A 21,797-nucleotide genomic window follows, 5' to 3' on the forward strand; every position below is an offset into this window, starting at 1 on the left:
ACCGTGACAACATGACAACTTAGATATTACTCATTTGGCGGCGAAGGCTTTCTTTTTGCAGCCGCTGTGTTTGGTGCGGGCGCCACGACACCCATCGAAACAATATATTTCAAGGCGGCATCGACCGACATCTCCAAGGGCTGAACCTCGCTGCGCGGCATCATCAGAAAAAAGCCTGAGGTCGGGTTAGGCGTCGTAGGTATGTAAACACTCACATGCTCGCCGGGGAGCAAGCTTGCAACCTCTCCGCTCGGCGCCCCCGTCAACAAAGCAATAGTCCAGCTGCCCTGACGCGGATACTGCACCAGCACAGCTTGGCGGAAAGCCTGCCCGTTTGGCGCAAGCAGCGTATCGCTGACTTGCTTGACCGAGTTGTAGATCGAGCGCACGAGAGGAATACGACCGAGAATGTTTTCCCAGAGTTGAACAATCCCGCGACCTAGAAAATTAGCCGCTAGGAGGCCCGTGACGAGAACAACCGCGATCACAACGGCGACTCTAAAGCCCGGAATATCGCGCCCAAACAGGGACTGGGGTGACAAAAATGTCGGCACTACGCTCTCAAGCGTGCTGACCGCAAGGCCCAAAACCCAAACAGTGATGACCAACGGCACCCAAATGAGCAAACCTGTAATGAAGTACTTTTTAAAGGATCGCATGATGAGGGTGGGCTTTAAGTAAACGCTGACGTGTGGTTTTCAGCGGCCTCAAGCCCCTGAGCCACCTGCAGCAGGCTTGCTTGACGAGGGCGTCGAGCTTGCAGAGGTTGGGGAGCTTGAGGCGCCAGAAGTGCTGGTGGAGGTGTTTGAGGCTGTGGATGAAGCAGGTGCAGACGCAGAGCCATTGGAAGTGTTCGATGCGCCCGATGCGCTCTCCGAACCCGTCGAAGCAGATGACGCAGCACCATCGGTCGCCGTCTCAGCGGGTGCGGGCTCGCTTGTCTTTGCGCTGCCCTTGTCACCGCCCCCGTTATTACGAAAATCAGTGACATACCAGCCGGAGCCTTTAAGCTGAAAGCCCGCTGCGGTGACCTGTTTGGCATAGGTCTCCTGATGACATTCGGGGCAGACCGTTAAGGGCTTGTCTGAAATCTTTTGCAGCGCGTCTTGGGCATGACCACAAGCGGTGCATTTATAAGCGTAGATAGGCACGATGAAACTCTTGGACGCGAAAACGATGGAAAGCTTTGTATTTTAACGGCTTTTCAGCCGAAACCCTCAGTAAATACGTCGCTAACTCTGTTTTCACGCCCGCATCATCGTGCAATCCTGCCTTTTAGAGGCCGAGCGATGACAAATCAGGGCGTTTCAAGTGCCACTGCGTCGCCGCCTGGAAAGCCATCCCAATCGTCACCAAGGTGCCATCGTCAAATGGCTTGCCCAGCAACTGGGCGCCCAGCGGCATGCCGTTATCAGCAAAACCAGCCGGCAAGGACATCCCAGAGCAGCCCATGTAATTACCGGCACGAGTAAAGGCGGCCATCGGCGTCTTGGACTCGTCCACCTCGGTCAGCGGGCACGCACCAATAGGTGCGCTTGGTGACAACAGTGCGTCAACATTGCTCATCCAGTCGGTCCAGGCCGCAATCGTCTGGCGGTGATGCGTGATCGCGTCGATATAGTCAGCGCCGGAAATTTTCCGACCAGACTGCACGCGCTTGCGCACAAACTCACCGAACGGGCGCTCCACATCATCGATGTAGGCGCGGTGGATGGCATAGGCCTCGGAGGCAATAATCTGTCCGTTGCGCAGCATCATGTCGTTGAAATCAAACGGGAAGGGCTTTTCAATCACTTGAGCACCCAAGTCGACCAGCACGCGTCGGGTGTCGTCGAGCCTGTTGACCACATCCTGACCCAACACAATCGGATAGTGTTCGGGCGGAAACATCGCAATACGGAAACCCGCCAACGGCTTTGGACCCGCTGCAGGTGCTTTCCAGTGAAACATCGGACGGTTGCAGCTGGTGGGATCAAGCGGATCCTCGCCCGCCATCAAAGCAGTCAAGATCGCCGAGTCCTGCACATCGCGCGTCATCGGCCCAATCGAATCAAGGGTCCCGGACAAGGCCAGCGCACCATGCAAGCTAATCAGACCACGGGTGGTTTTCTGACCGGTGATACCGTTGAGTGCCGCGGGAATCCGGACCGAACCGCCCGTATCCGAACCTAGCGCAGCGGGTGCAAGAGCCGCTGCAACCGCCACGCCAGAACCGCTCGAAGATCCACCCGGCACGCGCTGTGTCTTGAGGTCCCAGGGGTTCCAAGGCGTGCCCATCACGGGGTTAGTGCCCCAGCCACCAAAGGCAAACTCGACCATGTGTACCTTACCCAAGGTCACCATGCCGGCGCGCATCAGGCGCTCGACAGCTGTACATGTGGTGGGGCTGCGACGATTAATCCAGTCCTGAGAACCCCCCGTCGTGATCTGCCCCTCGATTTCACATAAATCCTTGACCGCTAGGGGCAAACCATCGACTGGACTCAAGGTGTAGCCCGCAGCACGACGCAAGTCCGCAGCACGCGCTTGCTGTAGCGCGCTTTCTTCATTCACGCTCACGTAGGCATGAAGCTTGCCGTTGGCTTTTTGAATGCGGGTCAAGTACTCCCTTGTAATGTCTTCGGAGCTGTATTTTTTTTGCTGTAGGCCCTGGGCCAGCTGGGTGAGGGACGAAAAAGCGAGATCTGACATAGTGCGCTCCTAGAGATTTAAATTTAAGTGTTTTGCAAAAGAATAAGTCTGGCCGCTTTTTCCGCGATCATCATCGTGGGCGAATTGGTATTGCCAGAGGTGATGGTCGGCATGATCGAGGCGTCCGCCACACGAATCCCGGTTAATCCATGGACGCGCAACGCATCGTCCACAACCGCCATCGCATCGTGACCCATTTTGCACGTCCCAACGGGATGAAAAATCGTGGTGCCAATATCGCCCGCGGCTTGGGCAAGCGCCTCTTCTGTATCCTGCGCACCGTGCGTATCGATGGTGATGCCGGGTTTAATTTCCACAGGTTTAAACCGTGCCAATGCCGACTGTCCAACAATGCGACGTGTCAGCCTAATGCTATCCGCTGCGACATGTCGATCCTCCGCCGTTGATAAATAGTTACAAAGAATTTCAGGTGCCTGTGCGGTATCAGGCGACACAATATTGACATGGCCTCGACTGGTCGGACGCACGTTACAGATCGATGCGGTAAACGCAGGAAAATCATGCAGCGGCTCGCCGAAACGCTCGAGCGACAACGGCTGGACGTGGTACTCGACGTTGGCACGCGTCTGCTCAGGCCCAGACTTGGCAAATACACCTAGCTGAGAGGGTGCCATACTCATCGGACCGCGACGCGTCAACAGATACTCCAATCCTATCCGCGCCTTGCCGAGCCAAGAGTTGGCCAAGGTGTTGAGCGTACGCGCGCCCTCAATGCGATAAATCATGCGCAACTGAAGATGATCCTGCAAGTTTTGACCGATGCCAGGCAAGTCATGCACTAGCGGGACACCCAAAGGACCCAACACCTTTGCAGGACCAAGGCCCGAGGCTTGCAAAATTTGTGGCGTACCAATCGCACCGGCCGCCATCACGACCTCGCGACGCGCTTGGGCAACATGAACCTCGCCCTCACGGATGAATTCGACGCCCGTCACGCGCTTGCCTTGCATGGACAAACGTGTGGTGCGTGCGCCCGTCAGTACGGTCAAATTGCGACGGTGTTTGATCGGCCGCAAAAAAGCCTTGGACGTATTCCAGCGAAAACCGGCGCGCTGATTCACCTCGAAATAGCTACTGCCCTCGTTGTCACCGCGATTGAAATCTGGTGTCGGTGCGATCCCGGCCTGCGCCGCCGCATCCCGAAACGCATCGAGGATCTCCCAGGACAAGCGAGCGGGCTCCACCCGCCACTCGCCACCAGCGCCATGAAAAGGGCTCGCGCCGGCGTGATGGTCTTGCATGCCTTTAAACAAAGGCAAAACATCGTTCCAACCCCAACCCGTATTGCCCAGCGCAGCCCAACCGTCGTAGTCCGCGCTCTGACCACGCATATAAATCATGCCGTTAATCGATGAGCAACCGCCCAACACACGACCGCGTGGATAACCGAGCTCACGCCCATTGAGCCCAGGATCGGCTTTGGTGCGATAACACCAGTCCGTGCGGGGATTACCGATGCAGTACAAATACCCGACGGGGATATGAATCCAGTGCCAGTTGTCCGGCCCGCCCGCTTCGAGTAACAACACACGATTGTTTGGATCGGCAGAAAGACGATTAGCTAATAGACACCCAGCAGAACCTGCGCCAACGATGACGTAATCGAACTCAAGATGATGTGTTGTTGTGCTCATCGAATACCAAAAACCGAATCGAGATAAATATGGCACAGCGTCTCCATGCCGCTTTGATCTTTTACATCAAAGCGCGCTGCAATGGGGCTGTCAACGTCCCAAACTCCGATCAAACGACCTTGGTGGACCAGGGGCACTACGATTTCTGAGCGCGAAGCCGCATCGCAAGCGATATGCCCGGGAAATGCATGCACATCTGGTACTAGCTGCGTCTGACGCGTAGTCGCTGCGGCACCGCACACACCACGCTCGAGCTGGATACGTAAACAAGCCGGCTTTCCCTGAAACGGTCCAAGCACAAGCTCGGTGCCATCGAAAAAATAAAACCCTGCCCAATTGAGGTCTGGCAGGGCGTGCATGACTAACGCAGATAAATTTGCAGCATTGGCGATCCGGTCCGACTCCCCCTCCATCAACACCCGCGCCTGTTGGGCAAGCTGCTGATATTGCTCGTTTTTAGACAAATGCGTGAGTGAGGGGGCATCGAACATGGTCGTTTCGCTAAAAGGAGAATCGTGTACCGATTTTAGCCAGCTTGAATCTGTAGACAGGGGTGAGACCTCACGCCATAATGTGGAACACTAGCTCATATATTGAACTGTGATCATTACACCTTATGAATACCGCCTCACCCGCCAATAAATCAGGCACCCAAGTGGTCCAACGCGTCGCAGCCCTTATGCGTGGTGTGTCCGCACGCAATCGCGTTGGTGCCCGACTCATCGATCTCTGCACGGAAATCAACATCGAGCGCCCGACTGCGCACAGGATCTTGCAAGGCTTGGTGTCTGAAGGGCTGATCCGTCAGGACGAGTCCACTAAGCGGTATTTCCTGGGTAATGTGATCTACGAGATGGGCTTAGCCGCCAGTCCTCGCACCAATATGCGAGATCTTTGTCACTCGCATTTACAACAAATCGCGCAATCCACGGGCGATACCGTCTTTTTGACCATCCGCGCGGGGTTTGACGGCGTATGCATCGATCGCGCCGAGGGCGCGTTTCCAATCAAAGTCTTTGTCCTCGAGGTCGGCCGTCGTCGCCCCATTAATATTGGTGGCGGTGCCATTGCGATCCTGAGCTTTCTGGATGACAACGAGATCGAGCGCATTCTCAAAATCAACAAAGACCGTTGCGTGGAAAAGTTTGCCAATTATTCCGAGGCCGAGGTCCGCAAAAACATCGTGCGCGCGCGCGGCCGCGGCTACGTCGTCAGCGACGTCGTCGAGTTGCCCGGCGTACGCACCATCGCCGTCCCCATCTTCGACAAAAACAACCATCCCGTCGCCGCGATCAGTGTTTCAACATTGAGCACCCGCTTGGACAAAGATCGCACAGAACTTGTCCTTGATTGTCTCAACGAAGCCATCGCACAGATTCAACCAAACTTGTTAAATATTGAAACAGAGAATTGATACCAATTGGTGAGGCGCGCTGCCTCGCCTAAAATGTAAGGTTGATAACGATTTGACTTTAGGGCTGCAAAGAATGCCGATACCTCTTGATCTGTCTGCCTTAACGAACGCTGTCAATCGACTAGATGCGGGTTTGACCCGTCATTTTTCCGAGCCACTCGACTCGCAATTGCGAGACGGCCTCGTTCAGCGCTTTGAGTTCACCTACGAGATCAGTCACAAAATGCTCAAACGCTACCTCGAGATGCGGTCAGCCGACCCAAGTCAATTCGATGTTACGCCATTTGCAGATTTAATTCGTACGGCCAACGAACAAGGACTGCTTAAAGGCGACTGGAACGATTGGCGCGTTTACAGAGAAATGCGCAGTAAAGCAAGCCATACCTATGATGAAACGATCGCCGTCCAAGTCGTGAAAAGCATTCCAGGTTTTTTAGATGAAGCCAAAGCCCTGCTAAAGTCCCTTCAGGAGCGTATCGCATGATCTCCCACTCAGCCCTTGCGATGACCGCAGAGGAGCTAAGCCTTCTTCAAAGCATTTTGAAGAGATATGCCCCGGACTTTAAAGTGTGGGCTTTTGGCTCCAGAGTGACGGAAACTTACAAACCCTACTCAGACCTCGATCTGGCTTTAGTGGGAGATAAACCGATTTCTATCGAAATGCGTGCGGCGCTCAGTGAGGCGCTTTCAAACTCTGCGCTCCCTTATAAAGTTGATATCGTAGACTGGGCATCCACCTCAGAGGCATTTCAACAGCTTATTGAAAAACAAAAACTCGTCATTCAACTTTAATTCTGTTTAACCTTAGGGTCTGCTCTCAAGCCACGCCAATAGCCCTTTAGCCGTCACTTGCCCCGATGCCATGACGCCGTTTAACAAGTAACCCCCTGTCGGCGCTTCCCAGTCCAGCATCTCACCAGCACAAAACACGCCAGGCAGATTTTTCAACATGCCGTGCGCAGTCAGCCCCTCGAACTGGACACCCCCTGCTGTACTAATTGCTTCATCAATTGGACGACATGCACTCAACACAATCGGCAGATTTTTAATTCCGTACGCGAGCTTTTGCGGATCATTAAACACCTCTGCCGACAAACGCTCACGCAAGAGCGCCGCACGCACACCCTGCAAGCCAAGTCGTGTGCGTAAATGCGAAGACATTGAACGCGTGCCGCGTGCGCGCGACACTTCGTCCAATACGCGCTGAGGACTATGGTCTGGCAATAAATCTAACGACAAGGTTGCCTTGCCGCGCGTCAAAATCCTATCGCGTAGCGCGGCCGACAAGGCATAAATCGCGCCACCCTCAAGTCCGTGCTGCGTCACCATACATTCACCACGCAAAGGTGCAGCCTTGCTGCCCTCAATGCGAAACTGTGCAGGCTTAATCGGCTCGCCCGCACACTTTTCCAGAAAATGCGTGGACCACTTTGTCTCAAAACCACCATTGCTCGGCAACAAGGGGCTCAACGGTACGCCCCGCTCTTTGAGCCAGGGCCACCAAGCACCATCGGAGCCAAGCCTGGACCAGCTCCCACCCCCAAGCGCCAAGACCGTGGCATCAGGCGCGATCGTGATCTCGCCCTTGGGTGTATCGAATCGCAACTGCTGCGTATTGTCCCAACCCAGCCAACGATGACGCATCAAAAACTGCACACCCTCGATACGCAAGCGATGCATCCAGGCGCGCAATAAAGGCGCGGCCTTCATTTCGTCGGGAAACACTCGTCCCGACGAACCCACGAAAGTTTCAATGCCAAGTGCATGAACCCAGGAGCGCAAGGCCTCGGCATCAAACTGCTCAAGCATGCGTCCCATTTCAGGCGCACGGGCACCATAGCGGGTAACAAATTGATCGGAGGGTTCGGAGTGGGTGATGTTGAGCCCACCCCGTCCCGCCATCAGGAACTTGCGGCCTACTGAAGGCTTTGCCTCATAGACCCGCACTGTCATGCCCTCTCGAACCAGCGTTTCCGCAGCCATTAAACCTGCGGGACCTGCTCCGATGACGGCAATGACAAAACTCTTTTTTGACATTACTTTTTAGCCGCAGACACAATGACCTCGACCAGCAAGTCTGGTGCGGCCAGTTTGACTTCGCCTGTTGCGCGAGTCGGTAATGCGTTTTTAGGCGCCCACTCGGCCCACACTGAGTTCATGCCCTCAAAGTCCTTAGTGATGTCTTTTAACCAAATCTGAACAGTCAGCAGATGATGTTTGTCTGTCCCAGCACTCGCCAGATGACCATCAATTTTTGCGAATACGTCGCGCGTCTGCGCCACAACGTCACCTTTAACACTCGAGGTAATGCCTGCGACATACACGGTGTCACCATGCACTACAACACGGCTCAAACGCTCGTTAGAATCAATGCGAGTAATTGCACCCATGGTTATTCTCCTGATTAATTAAAAATAAAGACAAAGTAAAAGCTAAAAGTCAGTGTAGCTGTAATATTTACTCAAATATTTACGCACAGTTAAATCGAGACAACAATGCGCCCCAATGATCCTGCCCGGCTCGCCAAACTCCTCAATCCTCAATCCGTCGCCGTCATCGGCGCCTCCGACGATCCCTCACGGATTGGCGGCAGACCCATCGCCTTCATGCGCGGCCAGGGCTATCAGGGTAAGATTTTTCCCGTCAATCCCAACCGAACGACGGTGCAAGGCCTCACGGCCTACCCCAATGTCGCAGCGCTACCCGAAACGCCCGATGTCGCCATCGTGATCGTCCCGGCCTCGGCGGCACTCGAGTCAGTCATCGCACTCGCGGCGCGCGGTTGCGCAGCGGCCATTTTATTTACCGCTGGTTTTGCCGAAACCGGTCCAGAGGGCGCACTTGAACAGCAAAAATTAGTCGATGCCGCGCACAAGTACGGCATGCGCCTGATTGGTCCCAACTCGCTTGGTGTCATCAATCCGTGCAATCATTTTTATGGCACGTTTGCAACGGGCTGTGAGTTGGCCTTTCCTAAAGCGGGTAGCGTGGCAATCATTAGTCAATCTGGTGCGTATGGTGCCCATTTGATGGCCGTATCAACTGCCAACGATATCGGTCTCTCAGCCGTGATCTTGACCGGCAACGAAGCCGATCTGACAGTCGGCGATATGCTGCAAATGGTTGTCGAGGATCCCGCCACCAAAGTCATCATGCTTTACTCCGAAGGGATCAGAGAGCCTGCGGGCTTGCTCGCGGGCCTCGAGGCCGCACGTCGCGCACGCAAACCCGTGTTGATGATGAAAGTCGGTCGCAGCGCCGTGGGCAGTGCAGCTGCCCAGTCACATACTGCCTCGATCGCAGGGGACGATCGTGTCACAGACGCAGTGTTGAAGGAGTTTGGCGTTGTCCGGGTGCAAACGACCGAGCAAATGCTCGACATCGCCCGCCTCGCGACACGCGGCATTTACCCGGCCAACAATACACTCGGCGTCATTACCGTCAGCGGCGGTGCAGGGGTGATCATCTCGGATGCAGCAGATGCCATTGGCCTACCCATGCCTGAAATGCCTCAGGACTCCCAAGAGCGTTTACTCAAACTGCTTCCTTTTGCCGCCCCCCGCAACCCCGTCGATGTCACGGCACAATTTCTGAATGAAATGTCGTTGATCAGCACCTTTACCAATGCGCTGATCGCCGAAGGCAAGTACACCTCTATCCTTGGGTTCTTTACTTACACGGGCGGTGCAGCGAGTGTCGCACCGCGCCTGCGTGAACAACTCAAGATCGCACGCAGCAAACATCCCGACTGTATCTTTGTGTTGTCGCTGATGGCCTCTCGCGAACAGATTCGCGAATACGAAAGTGATGGCTTTATTGTGTTTGAAGACCCTTCGCGCGCCGTCGTGGCGATCGAAGCCATGGGACAGTTTGGTCGCGCTTTTGCTAAACAATCTGGTTTACCCTCACCCAAACTGACGCCTATCACTTTGCCATCTCACAATCCCTCGGAGGCGCAAGCCAAACAGCTACTCGCACATGCTGGCATCGCCTCCGCCCCCGAAGAGGTTTGCGTTGAAACCGAAGCTGCTGTGATTGCTGCAAAAAAGATCGGCTTTCCTGTTGTCATGAAAATCGTCTCGTCCGACATCCTGCACAAATCAGAAATCGGCGGTGTCCTGCTCAACATTAATGATGAAGCAGGTGTGCGTGAGGGTTTTGCACTGTTGATACAGCGTGGCAAAACCGCTGCGCCACACGCACGACTGGATGGTGTGCTTGTCGCCAAACAACTCAATGGCGGCGTCGAATGCATCCTGGGCATTCATCAAGACCCCGTATTCGGTCCGGTTGCGATGTTTGGGCTTGGTGGGATTTTTGTTGAAATCCTGCAAGACGTCGTGCTGCATCGCTGTCCTTTTGGACCCGATGTCGCCGAGAAAATGATTCGCTCGATCAAAGGCGCACCTTTACTGTTAGGTGCGCGCAGACTTCCCGTGGCAGATATCAAAGCACTCGCCGAGATGCTCTCCCAACTCTCGGCCTTTGCCATAGCCGCTGGCCCACGCCTGCAATCCATCGACCTCAACCCTGTCCTCGCGATGCCGCAAGGCCAGGGTGCCTATGCCGTTGATGCCGTGATTGAAGTAAAAGAATAAGGCTTACTTCGCCTTAGGCACTTTACCCGTCATCGGCGGCATCAAAAAGTCAAAGTCGACGCCTTTGTCCGCCTGGGTGACGGTCTCGAGGAACAGCTTGCGATAGCCACGCTGTGCGGTCGGGATCACGACAGGCTTGGCCGCGCGACGCTTGGCAAGCTCTTCGTCGCTGACCAGCAATGCCAGCTCACGATTTGCAACACTCAATCGGATACGGTCACCGTTTTGCACATAGGCCAACGGTCCGCCAATCGCAGACTCTGGCGTGACGTGCAACACGATCGTGCCAAAGGCTGTGCCGCTCATGCGACCATCGGAGATCCGCACGATATCCTTGACGCCTGCTTTAGCCAGCTTTTTAGGAATCGGCATATAACCGGCCTCGGGCATCGTGGCACCTTTGGGACCAATATGCTTGAGTACCAAAATATCCTCTGCGGTCACATCCAGATCCGGCAAGTCAATTCGGTTTGCCATGTCTTCGAGGTTTTCAAACACCACTGCACGACCCTCGTGCTCCATCAGTTTGGGATCTGCCGCCGACTGCTTGATAATCGCTCCGCCTGGCGCGAGATTGCCCTGCAACACCGCGATACCACCTTGTGGGTAGATGGGATTGCTCGCGGTACGCACCACGTCTTGTTTGAAACCAGGACCTGCGGCTTCGATTTCCTCACCAAGCGTGCGCCCGGTCACGGTCATCGCATCCAGGTGTAGCAACGGCTTGAGCTCACGCAACAATGTCGCCATGCCGCCCGCATGGTGGAAGTCTTCCATGTAGTGCTGACCCGAGGGTTTTAGATCCAGCAACACAGGCGTGTCACGACCCATACGATCGAGTGCCTTGAGATCCATTTCCAAGCCCATCCGACCCGCGATCGCGGTCAGATGGATGATGCCATTGGTTGAGCCACCAATCGCAAGCAACACGCGCATGGCGTTTTCAAAAGCTTTTTCTGTCAGGACCTTGTCGATCGTCAAACGCTTGCGTGCGATCTCAACGGCCAACGCTCCACTGCGCTCGGCCACACGAATACGATCTGCGGTGACCGCCGGTGGTGAAGCACCGCCCGGTACGGTCATACCAAGGGCCTCAGCGATACAAGCCATGGTGCTGGCCGTCCCCATCACTGAACACGTTCCTACGCTCGCCACGAGCTGGCTATTTACGTCCGCGATTTCTTCGGCGTCGATTTCCTCGGCGCGGAACTTACCCCAATAGCGACGGCAATCCGTACAGGCGCCCACGCGCTCGCCGCGATGCGAACCGGTCAGCATCGAACCCGTAATCAACTGCACCGCAGGCAAGCCTGCAGAGGCCGCACCCATCAATTGGGCAGGGACTGTTTTGTCACAGCCACCGATCAATACCACCGCATCCATCGGCTGGGCGCGCAACAACTCCTCTGTGTCCATCGACATCAGGTTGCGCAAATACATACTGGTGGGATTGGAAAAACTCTCGTGAATCGAGATCGTCGGAAAATCCATCGGCAAGCCACCGGCCAGCATCACACCGCGTTTGACGGCCTCAATTAGCTGAGGCGCGTTGCCATGACAGGGGTTGTACGCGCTCCCCGTGTTGGTGATGCCAACGACGGGACGCTCAAGTGCTGAGTCGGTATAGCCCGCACCCTTAATGAACGCTTTACGCAAAAACAAAGAAAAGCCACGGTCGCCATAGTTCGCCAGGCCTTTGGACATTCCTTCGCTACTCGCGGCGGGATTAAGCGAATGGCCTTTGTTTTCTTTGTTCTTGTCGTCTGACATAGATCACACCTGAAATGAAATGGATGAAATGATTAAATCAAAATAACCGCATTAAATTGACAGCACTCAGTGAATTAAATCAAAGTGTACCGGGATAAATACCACCGTCCAGCACAAGGTTTTGACCCGTCATAAAACCGGAACTCGCGCTACACAAAAACGCACAGGCCTGGCCAAACTCAGCCGTCGTGCCAAAGCGCTTAGCAGGAACCACCGCCATACGTGCTGTCAAAATCTCATCGACCGTCTGACCACTATCTTTGGCGCGTGCTGCCGCAGTTTGCAAAATACGATCCGTCGCAAAAGGACCTGGCAAGAGATTATTAATCGTCACGTTATGCGAAATAATCTGACGTGCCAGACCCGCCACAAAACCAGTCAACCCAGCACGTGCACCATTGGACATCCCAAGACTTTCGATCGGATGCTTGACCGAGGCCGAGGTGATGTTAACGATGCGACCAAACTTGCGCGCGATCATCTTGTCGACCGTCGCACGAATCAGCTCGATCGGGGTCAACATATTGGCGTCCACCGCGGCGATCCAGTCTTCACGGCTCCAGTCACGAAAATCGCCAGGCTTGGGTCCTCCAGCGTTGGTCACGAGAATATCGGGATCCGGACAGATCGCCAAGACTTTGGCACGACCCTCGGGTGTCGTAATGTCGGTGGCAACGGTTGTTACCTTGACGCCCGTCTCGGCACGAATCGCCGCAGCCGCAGCCTCAAGTGCCTCTTGACCTCTCGCGAGCATCACAAGCTCGACGCCCTCGCGCGCGAGTTGTTGAGCACAGCCCAAACCCAAACCCTTGCTTGATGCACATACGATTGCACGACGACCACGAATGCCTAAGTCCATTTTTTTCTCCTGGGATTTTATTTTGTGTGGGTGATACAGCAGCTTAATTCAAAAGAGGTGAGCGAGTTTGGTCATCGCGCTCATGATTGCAAGAATGACTGTGCATAAAAACGGCGATACAACCCTAAAGCTGCATCGCCGAACCCGTACTATCTATCACCCTAAAACAAGAACTAACAATACCCATTAAAAAGGAATGTCGTCATCCATATCCGTCAGATTAGCGCCACTCGCCGCAGGAGCCGCTGGGCGCTGCGCCTGAGCTGCACGAGCTGCTGGACGAGGCGCGCTTTCGCCACCACCGCCGCCCATTGAGCCGCCGTCGCCTCCATCGCGGCCGCCGAGCATTTGCATCTGATCTGCCACAACCTCAGTCGTGTACTGATCGACGCCTTCTTTGTTTTGCCACTTGCGTGTTTTCAGACGGCCCTCAATGTACATAGGGCGGCCTTTTTTCATGTACTCACCCACCACCTCGGCCAGACGGTTGTAGAACACCACGCGGTGCCATTCCGTTTCTTCGCGGCGCTCACCCGTCGCCTTATCTTTCCAGCTGCTGGTGGTTGCAACCGACACATTACAAATGGCGCCGCCATCCGGGCTATAGCGGACTTCGGGGTCACGCCCAAGGTTGCCAACGATTATTACTTTATTGACCGATGCCATGCCGATCTCCGTTTTAAAAAATGTATTGATTCATTAGTGCCCGGTGGGGCTCGTTCCAGACGTCATCATCGCCTAACTGATCATTCAGCGCTAGACGCAAAACTACGCATTTCAGACAGTTTACGGCACGTTTTGATAGGCATGCCAGTCTGCGGCGACAAACCATTGTCGTAAAAAGTCTAAAAATGTCCGTACGCGGACAGGCAGGTTTTTTCGGCTGGGGAAAACCGCATAAATATCAACCCCTACGGGGCGAAACTGCGGCAAAACACTGACCAAACGGCTCTCTTGGAGATCCTGCATCACCATATAAGTAGGGTGCATGGAAATCCCGTGGCCGAGCAAGGCGGCATGGCGCAACGGTTCGCCATAATTGGCCCGAATCGACCCATGCACGCGGACCGCCGTTTTTCCGATCGTCTCTTTTCCTTGTGCTTCGCCCATAAACGTCCAGATATTCGTGGGTGACTTCAGGGCATGCACCATGCATTCATGTTTGGCAAGATCCGCGATCGTCTGCGGCATCCCACGGCGGTTTAGATAATCAGGCGAAGCAACCAGCAGCTGTGGTACCACCGCAAGGCGCTGCGCCACCTGTGAGGTGTCCTTGAGCGAGGTCGCAATCCGCACCGACATATCCAGCCCTTCGGCAACCAGGTTGGTCCGTCCATCATCCAGATATAGCACCACCTGGATGTCGGGATGCACTGAGGAAAATGCCGTAATGATTGGGACTAAATGAAACGCACCGAACGAGGGCGGCGCCCCGAGCCTGAGCATGCCCTTGGGCTCTTTGACGGACTGGCGAACAGCGGCATCGATGTTTTCGACCCGGTCAAGCAGCTCACGACCGTTCTCAAGCAAGGATAGTCCGGACTCGGTCAGGCTCACGCTTTTGGTTGTTCGGGTCAGAAGCTGGACACCCAAGGACTGTTCGAGCCAGGCGATATGCTTGGTCACGTTGCCTTTGGCCATGCCAAGGCGCTGGGCTGCGCCCGAAAAGCTCAGGCCCTGTGCCACCTCGATAAAAACCTCGATCGCTCTGAGTTTATCCATAATCACTGAGATTGTACGATGATTGTTTCCATTCTGAGAACACTTATTTCACAATTCAACGCTATTGCGCGCAGCGCTAAACCGCTAGACTCATGTAAGTTAAATCATAAAAATGGGAATCCATCATGCAAGTGACACCTAGTGGACAAGGCCTCGGCGCGCGCGTTGAGGGGTTTGATATTTCCCAGCCTCTTTCGCACGAACATTACAAAAAAATCGAAGGTCTTTTAGGTCAATATGGTGTTTTGTGTTTCAAAAAGCAGAACCTGACAGGCCAACAGCTCAAAGAATTCAGCAGCAAGTTTGGCACCCTAGAGGTCAACGTCGCCAATATGTATCAGGAACCCGGTCATCCCGAGGTGATGATTCTGTCCAATAAAAAAGTCGACGGTAAGCCGATCGGACTCGGCGATGCGGGACAAGACTGGCACACGGATATGTCCTATAGCAAGATGATCGCCTTTACCAATGTGTTGTATGGCCTTGAAATCCCGCATCGCGATGGTCAGCCGCTAGGCGGTACTGAATTTTCAAATATGCGCGCGGCCTATCTCAACCTGCCCGAAGAGCTCAAGAAAAAGCTTGATGGCATGACGGTGCTGCATGATTTCAACAAGTTTTGGGAAAACATGCGCAAGCAACCAGGCTGCACCCGTCCTCCGTTGACGGAGGCGCAACTCAAAGCCAAACCGCCTGTCTCGCACCCGATCTTTTTGACGCATCCGATTACAGGCGAAAAGATTTTGTATGCCAACCCAGGTTATTCGATCCAGATTAATGAGTTGCCAAAACAAGAGAGCGACGAGATTCTGGAGTTTTTATTCGCGCATCAGTTGCAACCACAGTTTCGATATCAGCACCGCTGGACGGCGGGGGACGTGCTGATGTGGGACAACATGGGCACGATCCACAATGCTGTTGCCGATTATGGTCCTGATGAGTACCGCTTTATCAAGCGTTGCCAAGTCATGGCGGATCGGTATTTTCCCTTGGCAGCGTAGCGCGACGGCTGAGCGGACTGTTAAGCTCACCTCACTATTTCATATCAGGAAGACAAATGAAAAAATTAATCCTTGGCGCCTGCCTTGCGCTCACCACAGCATTGCCTCTGACAAGCGCGGCACAGGGCGCCACCTATCCCAATCAAACCGTCAAAATGCTGATCGGGTTTGCCGCAGGCGGCCCTACCGACGTGATCGGCCGCCTTTTGGCCCAACACATGACGACGGATCTGGGCCAGTCGGTTGTGGTGGAAAACCGCACCGGTGCCAACTCCCTGATCGCCACGCGCGAAGTCGCCAAGGCCAAGCCTGACGGGTATACCGTGTTGTTCGCTTCGCTCTCGCACAACGTCAACAAACTCTTGTTGGGTGACAAGTCTGATTACGATCCACTCAAAAGCTTTGCGCCTATTTCATTGGTCGCCAACTTGCCCTTGGTCATCGTGACCGCGTACGACTCGCCATACAAAAATCTCAAAGACTTGCTCGACAAGGCTAAAAGTGCTCCGGAGGCCATCAGCTACGGTTCTGCTGGCAATGGTGGCTCGGCTCACCTCGCAGGGGCAATGATGGGCACCATGGCAAATGTCAAAATGACCCATGTCCCGTTTCGTGGCAATGCACCTGCACTGACCGAGGTGATGTCAGGCCGCGTGTCCTTCATGTTCTACCCAATGGTCGGCATCGCAGGTCATGTTGAAAGCAAGCGGATCCGTGTTTTAGCGGTTGGCTCTTCACAGCCCATGCCTGAGTTCCCAGGCGTGCCCACCATGAACGCCTCTGGCTTTCCAGGCTTTGAACAAACAGCGCCTTGGATTGGCATGTTGGCGCCAGCCGGCACCCCACAGCCTATTGTCGACAAGCTGAACGCTTCGATCAAAAAAGCCATGGCCAACCCTGAAGTGATTAAGCGCATGAAAGACTTAGGCGCCCAACCCGTTGGTGACACGCCCGCTGAGTTCCGTCAGTTTCTGGTCAAGGACATGGAGCGCTGGGATCGTGTGATTAAGGCTTCTGGCATCAAAGCTGATTAAATGGTGATCAACTCCGCACAGCTGCCTGTGCGGAGCTATTTAGTGCTTCTGTCCCAGCGGCTTTAAACCCCAAGTCACCATAAGCCATAACGCCGCGAGTCCACAGGACGCCCAAAAAACGCTGCTTGTGCCGCTCAAAACGGCGAGTGCGCCGCCCAACATACCGCCTAAAAACAAACCTGCGGCCTGGGAGGTATTGTAGAGGCCAAGGGCCAAGCCCTTGAGCTCAGGGGGCGCGACGCGTGAAACGAGCGAAGGTTGTAGGGCCTCGAGCACGTTGAACATGACAAAAAATCCAGTGAGTCCGAAGGCCAACAAATAAAAATTGTGACTCGCCCAAGGCAAAAAGGCACAGACAACTACCAAGCCTGCAACGGCCATCCGCAACATAGCTCGATGGGCACGCCGCTTTTCTGCAACGAATATCGCGGGCACCATGAACACAAAGGAGCCAAAAATAACGGGTAAATACACCTTCCAAAGCTCTGCAGCGTCCAGATTTCCCAATTTGAGGAACAGCGGCGGAATCACCACAAACATCGCGATCTGGATCAGGTGAAGGCAAAACACACCAAAATTGAGTCTCAACAAATCTGTGTGAGTAAGCACTTGCATCGGACGGGCAGGATGCAAAGGTTTGGGTGTCGGTGCCACAACGGGTACGACAAAACGAGCGACCGCGAGGCAAACCACGCCCAACAGGGCGATTGTCCAGAACAAACCCGCCAATCCGGTCGCACCCACAATCAAGGGCGCGATCACCAAGGACAAGGCAAAGGACAAACCAATCGACCCGCCCACCATGGCCATAGCACGGGTACGGACCTCAGGTCGGGTCGCATCCGCGAGCCAAGCCGTCACGGCCGCAGAAATGGCGCCAGAACCCTGAATCGCCCGACCGATCGTGACCCAGAAAATATCGTCTGACAAGGCACAAACCACACTACCGGCGACAAACAGGCACAGCCCGGCTAGCACCACCGGACGACGCCCCCAACGGTCCGAGGCCAGACCAAAAGGGATTTGCATGAATGCCTGCGTCAAACCATACATCCCCAAGGCCACACCGATCCACAAGGGATCATGGCCCCCCTTAAGCCCCTGTGCCGCCACAGCAAACACGGGCAACAGCAGAAACAAGCCGAGCATCCGCGCGGCAAACAAGCTGGCTAAGGCCATGCTGGCACGGCGTTCGGTCGGGCTCAGAGATAAAGGCGTCGGTTCGGACATCAAAGACTTGAATCAGAGTGAAGGGCTATCCGGCGATTGTTGCGCCAGCACGGTATAGTACCAAGTTGGCTTTCAAAAACGTGTCATGGACGAAATTCGAATCCGGGGTGCACGCACCCACAATCTCAAAAACGTGTCTCTGGACCTGCCCAGGCACAAACTCGTGGTCGTCACGGGACTGTCCGGCTCGGGCAAATCCTCGCTCGCCTTCGATACTTTGTACGCCGAAGGACAGCGTCGCTACGTCGAAAGTCTCTCGGCGTACGCCAGGCAGTTTTTGCAGTTGATGGATAAACCGGATGTGGACCTGATTGAGGGCCTATCGCCGGCGATTTCAATCGAGCAAAAAGCTGCGGGCCATAATCCGCGCTCAACGGTTGGCACCATTACCGAGATTCATGACTACCTGCGTCTGTTGTATGCACGTGTCGGCACCCCCTATTGCCCTTCACATGGTTTACCGCTCGCCGCACAAAGCGTAAGCCAAATGGTTGATAGCGTGCTGAACTGGCCTGCCGAGCGCAGGCTGGCGATCCTAGCTCCAATCGCACGCACACGCAAAGGCAGTTTTGAGGATGAGTGCGCGAGTCTGCAGGCACAAGGCTTTGTCCGCGTGCGTGTAGATGGAGAAATGGTTGACCTCGACAGCATGCCCGAGCTCAATAAAAACGAAAAACATGACATTGACGTTGTCATTGATCGTCTGCGCATCAAACCAGAGAGCAAGCAACGTCTAGCCGAGAGCTTTGAAACCGCGCTGACCTTGGCGCAAGGCCGTGTCGTGGCTCTTGACATGGACACCAACGAGGAGCATCTTTTTTCCAGTCGCTACGCGTGTCCGGTTTGCAGCCATAGCCTGCCCGAACTTGAGCCACGACTATTCAGTTTTAATAACCCGGTCGGCGCTTGTCCAAGCTGCGACGGTCTCGGTCATGTGGGCTTTTTTGATCCCAAGCGTGTGGTGGCCTTTCCCGAGCTCAGTCTCGGTTCAGGCGCGATCCGCGGGTGGGATAAACGCAACGCCTTTACTTTCTCTATGTTGTCGAGTCTGTCGACACACTATGAATTCGATATCGAAGCCACCTGGGAAAGTCTTTCCGAAGACATCCGTCAGATCGTGCTGTCCGGCTCCGGCACGGTTGAGATTCCATTTTTTTACTTAAATGAAAACGGTCGTAGCACCGTCAAGCGCCACGCGTTCGAAGGCGTGATTCCCAATCTCGAGCGTCGCTGGAAAGAAACCGACTCCTCCGCCGTCCGCGAAGAGCTCGGCAAATATCGCGCTGTTCAAACCTGTCCGGTTTGTCATGGTTCGCGCCTGCGCGCCGAAGCTCGACATGTCAGGATTGGTGACGAACGCATTGCGCCTCCTCAACCATTGCTCGATACGCCTGAGGGTCGTAACTGGCAAGAGCAAGGCCTCGCCATTTACGAGGTTGAGGCTCAACCGCTCTCAGCCTGCCTGAAATGGTTTCAAGACCTCAAACTGACCGGTGCACGTGCAGAAATCGCACAGCGTATTGTCCGAGAGATCGAAGCGCGTTTAAGCTTTCTTAACAACGTTGGCCTGAACTATCTCTCTCTGGATCGCAGCGCCGACACGATCTCCGGTGGAGAAGCGCAGCGTATCCGTTTAGCCAGCCAGATTGGCTCTGGACTGACCGGCGTGATGTATGTCTTGGACGAACCCTCGATTGGTCTGCATCAACGTGACAATGACCGCCTGATCGCCACGCTGCATCATCTGCGCGACTTGGGTAATAGCGTCATCGTTGTCGAACACGATGAAGACATGATTCGCCAAGCTGACTGGGTTGTCGATATGGGGCCGGGCGCTGGCGAGCACGGCGGTCAAATTGTTGCACAAGGCACCCCCGCGCAGATCGAGCAAAATCCTAACTCGCTCACGGGCCAGTATATGAGCGGGGGACAAAAGATCGCCGTGCCTAAACGTCGCCCACTCGACCCAGAACAAAAGTGGCTTGAGCTAACGGGCTGCACTGGCAATAACCTCAATTCTGTTGATCTACGTATTCCTGCGGGCAAATTTGTCTGCATCTCCGGAGTTTCCGGCTCGGGAAAGTCCACTCTGATCAATGACACGCTTGCCATCGTAATGTCTCGTGCCTTGCATCATGCACAATCCGAACCAGCGCCCTACACAGGTCTAAATGGTCTAGAGCATTTCGACAAAATCATTAGTGTCGACCAGAGTCCCATCGGGCGCACGCCACGTAGTAACCCGGCAACCTATACCGGTATGTTCACACCGATTCGAGAGTTGTTCGCCGGCGTCCCCGAATCACGCACGCGCGGTTACGATCCTGGACGTTTTAGTTTTAACGTCAAGGGAGGTCGCTGTGAAGCCTGTCAGGGCGATGGCGTGGTCAAGGTGGAAATGCATTTCCTGCCCGACATGTATGTGCCCTGCGATGTTTGCATGGGCAAGCGCTACAACCGTGAAACACTTGAAATCCGCTATCGTGGCCGTAATATCCACGAGGTACTCGAACTCACCGTCGAACAAGCACTGGCGTATTTCGAAGCGGTCCCAGCCGTAGCGCGTAAATTACAAACCTTGATGGATGTGGGCCTTTCCTATTTGCGTCTAGGACAAAGTGCCACTACGCTTTCGGGTGGCGAGGCGCAACGCGTCAAGCTCTCTCTGGAACTCTCCAAACGCAGCACCGGTCAAACACTTTACATCTTGGACGAGCCCACTACGGGTCTGCATTTTCACGATATCGCCTTGCTCTTACGCGTACTGAATCAGCTGGTCGAGGCAGGCAACACCGTAGTGGTGATCGAACATAATCTTGATGTGATCAAAACTGCCGACTGGGTGGTCGATATGGGACCTGAGGGAGGCAATGGCGGTGGACATATTGTGGCGCAAGGCACGCCCGAAGCGATCGCTGCAAGTACAGCGAGTCACACCGGACGCTACCTCGGCAAGGTGTTGTCGCGAAATAAAACGGCTTAAGGTAAGCCGAGTAAACGCAACGGTACTGCGGCGCTAGACGGACATACCCCGGACTCTATGAGTGGTAGTGTCGATTCGCACATATGCGTGTCGGAAAAACGATCGACGGAATAAGGGCGTCCGATATCCGCCTCAGTACCAGGCGTGAGCTTGCCATCCCAGTAACCCCAGGCTACGTTGAGCGATGTAGACTGACGGCAACCGCCTTGCGTCTGCGCATCGCAGGCATTAAATAAGGCCGTCAGTGCCTGGCCTGGCGAGGGATGTCCACACACAGCGGCTTGTGTCTGCAAGACGCCGCCGCCCTGGACTGTACCTTGTGATGAAACAACCGTCGCGAGCCAGCCAGGGGAACAGTAGTTGTCAAAAGACACTTTAGGTGCAAGGCTCGCGCTGGTCGACAAGAAGTAGGACTGTACCTGGCTGGGCACCTCCCGGCCAGTTCGCGTATCTGCAAAACCCATCGCGCATTGGTCACGTACGCCCATGGCATTGGCCTGACACACTTGAACGAGTGCCAACTGATGCTCGCCTTCTTGCGCCTGTACACCCGCCACGACAGCACTCGCCGTGGTGGGTTCCTGTGCTGACGCGGTCGTCCATGAAGGCGCTTGCGACTGTGCTGCGGGCTGCGCCGATTGGGGTGTGGCAGCACCTGCACCGGTATCAAAGTTTGTCGTCGGGGGCGCTACTGGAATCGCAACAGGCGCGGCAGGTGCGCTATCGCGATCGACCGTTCGAATCGGTGCAGCAGCCTGTTGTGTGCAAGCGCTCAGCACGCCCATGCTCACGATACTCAATGCCAACACAAATTTGCGGATGGTTGTCATTACGTTCTCC

General features: G+C 54.9%; 20 protein-coding genes. 7 read left to right on the forward strand and 13 right to left on the reverse strand.

From position 1 onward, the window contains the following. Positions 1-26: 26 nt before the first annotated feature. The 5 genes from AC8GE9_RS11540 to msrC all read right to left on the reverse strand — a co-directional run bounded on the left by AC8GE9_RS11540 (position 27) and on the right by msrC (position 4,837). On the reverse strand, positions 27-659 hold the full coding sequence (locus AC8GE9_RS11540; protein WP_506677317.1) for a DUF502 domain-containing protein: 633 nt from the start codon (positions 657-659) through the stop codon (positions 27-29). A gap of 48 nt (positions 660-707) precedes the next feature. After that, the gene (locus tag AC8GE9_RS11545; RefSeq protein WP_506677318.1) at positions 708-1,151 is read right to left on the reverse strand and encodes an FmdB family zinc ribbon protein; all 444 of its coding nucleotides are present in this window, start codon (positions 1,149-1,151) and stop codon (positions 708-710) included. Positions 1,152-1,275: 124 nt separating this feature from the next. Beyond that, entirely contained in the window at positions 1,276-2,691 is a 1,416-nt protein-coding gene (locus AC8GE9_RS11550; RefSeq protein ID WP_506677319.1) for an amidase, read from the reverse strand. A 23-nt stretch (positions 2,692-2,714) separates the two neighbouring features. Continuing rightward, positions 2,715-4,346 (reverse strand): GMC family oxidoreductase, encoded by a 1,632-nt coding sequence (locus tag AC8GE9_RS11555; RefSeq protein ID WP_506677320.1) that lies wholly within the window; start codon positions 4,344-4,346, stop codon positions 2,715-2,717. Then, on the reverse strand, positions 4,343-4,837 hold the full coding sequence (gene msrC / locus AC8GE9_RS11560) for a free L-methionine (R)-S-oxide reductase MsrC (protein WP_506677321.1): 495 nt from the start codon (positions 4,835-4,837) through the stop codon (positions 4,343-4,345). The genes AC8GE9_RS11555 and msrC overlap by 4 nt, the downstream gene beginning before the upstream one ends. Positions 4,838-4,962: 125 nt before the next feature. On the opposite strand from msrC, the gene AC8GE9_RS11565 reads away from it, so the two are divergent. The 3 genes from AC8GE9_RS11565 (at position 4,963) to AC8GE9_RS11575 (ending at position 6,552) form a co-directional block, all read left to right on the forward strand. Beyond that, complete coding sequence (locus tag AC8GE9_RS11565; RefSeq protein ID WP_506677322.1) at positions 4,963-5,760, forward strand: IclR family transcriptional regulator; 798 nt, start codon at positions 4,963-4,965, stop codon at positions 5,758-5,760. 73 nt (positions 5,761-5,833) lie between these two features. Next, positions 5,834-6,244 (forward strand): nucleotidyltransferase substrate binding protein, encoded by a 411-nt coding sequence (locus AC8GE9_RS11570; protein WP_506677323.1) that lies wholly within the window; start codon positions 5,834-5,836, stop codon positions 6,242-6,244. Next, complete coding sequence (locus tag AC8GE9_RS11575; protein ID WP_506677324.1) at positions 6,241-6,552, forward strand: nucleotidyltransferase family protein; 312 nt, start codon at positions 6,241-6,243, stop codon at positions 6,550-6,552. Before AC8GE9_RS11570 ends, AC8GE9_RS11575 begins: the two co-directional genes overlap by 4 nt. A gap of 12 nt (positions 6,553-6,564) precedes the next feature. Here AC8GE9_RS11575 and AC8GE9_RS11580 read toward each other — a convergent pair whose 3' ends face one another. Both AC8GE9_RS11580 and AC8GE9_RS11585 read right to left on the reverse strand, forming a co-directional pair. Next, complete coding sequence (locus tag AC8GE9_RS11580) at positions 6,565-7,797, reverse strand: TIGR03862 family flavoprotein (protein ID WP_506677325.1); 1,233 nt, start codon at positions 7,795-7,797, stop codon at positions 6,565-6,567. Further along, entirely contained in the window at positions 7,797-8,150 is a 354-nt protein-coding gene (locus AC8GE9_RS11585; RefSeq protein ID WP_028817105.1) for a RidA family protein, read from the reverse strand. Before AC8GE9_RS11585 ends, AC8GE9_RS11580 begins: the two co-directional genes overlap by 1 nt. Positions 8,151-8,255: 105 nt before the next feature. On the opposite strand from AC8GE9_RS11585, the gene AC8GE9_RS11590 reads away from it, so the two are divergent. Next, positions 8,256-10,358: an acetate--CoA ligase family protein gene (locus tag AC8GE9_RS11590; protein ID WP_506677326.1), complete on the forward strand. Its 2,103-nt coding sequence runs from the start codon at positions 8,256-8,258 to the stop codon at positions 10,356-10,358. Between the two features lie 3 nt (positions 10,359-10,361). Here AC8GE9_RS11590 and AC8GE9_RS11595 read toward each other — a convergent pair whose 3' ends face one another. The 4 genes from AC8GE9_RS11595 to AC8GE9_RS11610 form a co-directional block, all read right to left on the reverse strand. Next, positions 10,362-12,128 carry an IlvD/Edd family dehydratase gene (locus tag AC8GE9_RS11595; RefSeq protein WP_506677327.1) on the reverse strand — a complete coding sequence of 589 codons (1,767 nt, stop codon included), beginning with the start codon at positions 12,126-12,128 and terminating at the stop codon, positions 10,362-10,364. A 79-nt stretch (positions 12,129-12,207) separates the two neighbouring features. Continuing rightward, positions 12,208-12,987 carry an SDR family oxidoreductase gene (locus AC8GE9_RS11600; protein ID WP_028817108.1) on the reverse strand — a complete coding sequence of 260 codons (780 nt, stop codon included), beginning with the start codon at positions 12,985-12,987 and terminating at the stop codon, positions 12,208-12,210. Positions 12,988-13,173: 186 nt separating this feature from the next. Continuing rightward, positions 13,174-13,653: a single-stranded DNA-binding protein gene (gene ssb, locus AC8GE9_RS11605; RefSeq protein ID WP_506677328.1), complete on the reverse strand. Its 480-nt coding sequence runs from the start codon at positions 13,651-13,653 to the stop codon at positions 13,174-13,176. Positions 13,654-13,773: 120 nt separating this feature from the next. Further along, positions 13,774-14,709 (reverse strand): LysR family transcriptional regulator, encoded by a 936-nt coding sequence (locus AC8GE9_RS11610; RefSeq protein ID WP_506677329.1) that lies wholly within the window; start codon positions 14,707-14,709, stop codon positions 13,774-13,776. A gap of 125 nt (positions 14,710-14,834) precedes the next feature. Here AC8GE9_RS11610 and AC8GE9_RS11615 point away from each other — a divergent pair, with 125 nt between their 5' ends. Both AC8GE9_RS11615 and AC8GE9_RS11620 read left to right on the forward strand, forming a co-directional pair. Continuing rightward, the gene (locus tag AC8GE9_RS11615; RefSeq protein ID WP_506677330.1) at positions 14,835-15,710 is read left to right on the forward strand and encodes a TauD/TfdA dioxygenase family protein; all 876 of its coding nucleotides are present in this window, start codon (positions 14,835-14,837) and stop codon (positions 15,708-15,710) included. 56 nt (positions 15,711-15,766) lie between these two features. Next, on the forward strand, positions 15,767-16,744 hold the full coding sequence (locus AC8GE9_RS11620; protein WP_506677331.1) for a Bug family tripartite tricarboxylate transporter substrate binding protein: 978 nt from the start codon (positions 15,767-15,769) through the stop codon (positions 16,742-16,744). Positions 16,745-16,783: 39 nt separating this feature from the next. On the opposite strand, the gene AC8GE9_RS11625 is transcribed toward AC8GE9_RS11620, so the two are convergent. Continuing rightward, positions 16,784-17,974, reverse strand: a complete 1,191-nt coding sequence (locus tag AC8GE9_RS11625) for an MFS transporter (RefSeq protein ID WP_506677332.1) — start codon at positions 17,972-17,974, stop codon at positions 16,784-16,786. Between the two features lie 85 nt (positions 17,975-18,059). Here AC8GE9_RS11625 and uvrA point away from each other — a divergent pair, with 85 nt between their 5' ends. Further along, positions 18,060-20,957: an excinuclease ABC subunit UvrA gene (gene uvrA, locus AC8GE9_RS11630; protein ID WP_506677333.1), complete on the forward strand. Its 2,898-nt coding sequence runs from the start codon at positions 18,060-18,062 to the stop codon at positions 20,955-20,957. On the opposite strand, the gene AC8GE9_RS11635 is transcribed toward uvrA, so the two are convergent. After that, positions 20,954-21,787 (reverse strand): hypothetical protein, encoded by an 834-nt coding sequence (locus AC8GE9_RS11635; RefSeq protein ID WP_506677334.1) that lies wholly within the window; start codon positions 21,785-21,787, stop codon positions 20,954-20,956. The two genes, uvrA and AC8GE9_RS11635, sit on opposite strands and share 4 nt — an antisense overlap. Positions 21,788-21,797 lie beyond the last annotated feature (10 nt).

The organism is Zwartia lucis (genome assembly GCF_965234455.1).
Classification (GTDB): Bacteria; Pseudomonadota; Gammaproteobacteria; order Burkholderiales; family Burkholderiaceae_B; genus Zwartia; species Zwartia lucis.

Excerpts from the sequence above, each read along its gene's own strand:
- AC8GE9_RS11540 (WP_506677317.1), bottom strand. The coding sequence starts at position 659 with ATGCGATCCTTTAAAAAGTACTTCATTACAGGTTTGCTCATTTGGGTG.
- AC8GE9_RS11550 (WP_506677319.1), bottom strand. The coding sequence starts at position 2,691 with ATGTCAGATCTCGCTTTTTCGTCCCTCACCCAGCTGGCCCAGGGCCTA.
- AC8GE9_RS11555 (WP_506677320.1), bottom strand. The coding sequence starts at position 4,346 with ATGAGCACAACAACACATCATCTTGAGTTCGATTACGTCATCGTTGGC.
- msrC (WP_506677321.1), bottom strand. The coding sequence starts at position 4,837 with ATGTTCGATGCCCCCTCACTCACGCATTTGTCTAAAAACGAGCAATAT.
- AC8GE9_RS11565 (WP_506677322.1), top strand. The coding sequence starts at position 4,963 with ATGAATACCGCCTCACCCGCCAATAAATCAGGCACCCAAGTGGTCCAA.
- AC8GE9_RS11570 (WP_506677323.1), top strand. The coding sequence starts at position 5,834 with ATGCCGATACCTCTTGATCTGTCTGCCTTAACGAACGCTGTCAATCGA.
- AC8GE9_RS11575 (WP_506677324.1), top strand. The coding sequence starts at position 6,241 with ATGATCTCCCACTCAGCCCTTGCGATGACCGCAGAGGAGCTAAGCCTT.
- AC8GE9_RS11580 (WP_506677325.1), bottom strand. The coding sequence starts at position 7,797 with ATGTCAAAAAAGAGTTTTGTCATTGCCGTCATCGGAGCAGGTCCCGCA.
- AC8GE9_RS11585 (WP_028817105.1), bottom strand. The coding sequence starts at position 8,150 with ATGGGTGCAATTACTCGCATTGATTCTAACGAGCGTTTGAGCCGTGTT.
- AC8GE9_RS11590 (WP_506677326.1), top strand. The coding sequence starts at position 8,256 with ATGCGCCCCAATGATCCTGCCCGGCTCGCCAAACTCCTCAATCCTCAA.
- AC8GE9_RS11595 (WP_506677327.1), bottom strand. The coding sequence starts at position 12,128 with ATGTCAGACGACAAGAACAAAGAAAACAAAGGCCATTCGCTTAATCCC.
- AC8GE9_RS11600 (WP_028817108.1), bottom strand. The coding sequence starts at position 12,987 with ATGGACTTAGGCATTCGTGGTCGTCGTGCAATCGTATGTGCATCAAGC.
- ssb (WP_506677328.1), bottom strand. The coding sequence starts at position 13,653 with ATGGCATCGGTCAATAAAGTAATAATCGTTGGCAACCTTGGGCGTGAC.
- AC8GE9_RS11610 (WP_506677329.1), bottom strand. The coding sequence starts at position 14,709 with ATGGATAAACTCAGAGCGATCGAGGTTTTTATCGAGGTGGCACAGGGC.
- AC8GE9_RS11615 (WP_506677330.1), top strand. The coding sequence starts at position 14,835 with ATGCAAGTGACACCTAGTGGACAAGGCCTCGGCGCGCGCGTTGAGGGG.
- AC8GE9_RS11620 (WP_506677331.1), top strand. The coding sequence starts at position 15,767 with ATGAAAAAATTAATCCTTGGCGCCTGCCTTGCGCTCACCACAGCATTG.
- AC8GE9_RS11625 (WP_506677332.1), bottom strand. The coding sequence starts at position 17,974 with ATGTCCGAACCGACGCCTTTATCTCTGAGCCCGACCGAACGCCGTGCC.
- uvrA (WP_506677333.1), top strand. The coding sequence starts at position 18,060 with ATGGACGAAATTCGAATCCGGGGTGCACGCACCCACAATCTCAAAAAC.
- AC8GE9_RS11635 (WP_506677334.1), bottom strand. The coding sequence starts at position 21,787 with ATGACAACCATCCGCAAATTTGTGTTGGCATTGAGTATCGTGAGCATG.